The sequence below is a fragment of the Streptosporangium sp. NPDC049248 genome (assembly GCF_040678965.1).
GTDB lineage: Bacteria > Actinomycetota > Actinomycetes > Streptosporangiales > Streptosporangiaceae > Streptosporangium > Streptosporangium fukuiense.
Genome location: NZ_JBFAQY010000070.1, coordinates 1 through 1,415, shown reverse-complemented (window position 1 = coordinate 1,415; position 1,415 = coordinate 1). Strand labels below are relative to the sequence as shown.

Below are 1,415 nucleotides of genomic sequence, written 5' to 3'. Positions count from 1 at the left end.
TGAACGCCTGGCCTGAACTGGTAGTAGGTAAGCGATGGGGTGACGCAGGAAGGTAGCCCAGCCCAGGCGATGGTAGTCCTGGGGTAAGCATGTAGGGAGAACCGTAGGCAAATCCGCGGTTCATGTATCCTGAGATGTGATGCCGAGCCGATTGTGGCGAAGTGGGTGATCCTATGCTGCCGAGAAAAGCCTCTAGTGAGTGTCGTGGCGGCCCGTACCCTAAACCGACTCAGGTGGTCAGGTAGAGAATACTAAGGCGATCGGGTGAACTGTGGTTAAGGAACTCGGCAAATTGCCCCCGTAACTTCGGGAGAAGGGGGGCCTTCGCTGGTGACGAACCTTTGCGTTCTGAGCTGGTGGGGGTCGCAGAGGCCAGGGGGAAGCGACTGTTTACTAAAAACACAGGTCCGTGCGAAGTCGTAAGACGATGTATACGGACTGACGCCTGCCCGGTGCTGGAACGTTAAGGGGACCGGTTAGTGGAGTTTCGACTTCGCGAAGCTGAGAACTTAAGCGCCAGTAAACGGCGGTGGTAACTATAACCATCCTAAGGTAGCGAAATTCCTTGTCGGGTAAGTTCCGACCTGCACGAATGGCGTAACGACTTCCCCGCTGTCTCAACCGCAGACCCGGCGAAATTGCACTACGAGTAAAGATGCTCGTTACGCGCAGCAGGACGGAAAGACCCCGGGACCTTCACTATAGCTTGACATTGGCGTTTGGAGCGTCTTGTGTAGGATAGGTGGGAGACGGTGAAGCTATCACGCTAGTGGTGGTGGAGTCATTGGTGAAATACCACTCTGGTCGTTTTGAACGTCTAACTTCGGTCCGTGATCCGGATCAGGGACAGTGTCTGGTGGGTAGTTTAACTGGGGCGGTTGCCTCCTAAAGAGTAACGGAGGCGCCCAAAGGTTCCCTCAGCCTGGTTGGCAATCAGGTGTCGAGTGTAAGTGCACAAGGGAGCTTGACTGTGAGACCGACGGGTCGAGCAGGAGCGAAAGCTGGGACTAGTGATCCGGCGGTGGCATGTGGAAGCGCCGTCGCTCAACGGCTAAAAGGTACCCCGGGGATAACAGGCTGATCTTCCCCAAGAGTCCATATCGACGGGATGGTTTGGCACCTCGATGTCGGCTCGTCGCATCCTGGGGCTGGAGTAGGTCCCAAGGGTTGGGCTGTTCGCCCATTAAAGCGGCACGCGAGCTGGGTTTAGAACGTCGCGAGACAGTTCGGTCCCTATCCGCTGCGCGCGCAGGAGACTTGAAAGGAGCTGTCCCTAGTACGAGAGGACCGGGACGGACGAACCTCTGGTGTGCCAGTTGTTCCGCCAGGAGCACGGCTGGTTGGCTACGTTCGGAAGGGATAACCGCTGAAAGCATCTAAGCGGGAAGCTCGCCTTGAGATGAGGTCTCCCACCC

At 56.9% G+C, this 1,415-nt stretch carries 1 rRNA gene (running past one end of the window); it reads left to right on the top strand.

Annotated features, from left to right (window positions below):
- Nucleotides 1–1,415 (top strand): 23S ribosomal RNA (locus AB0K21_RS44520) (its annotated part extends 1,803 nt beyond the left edge of the window); the annotation flags it as partial.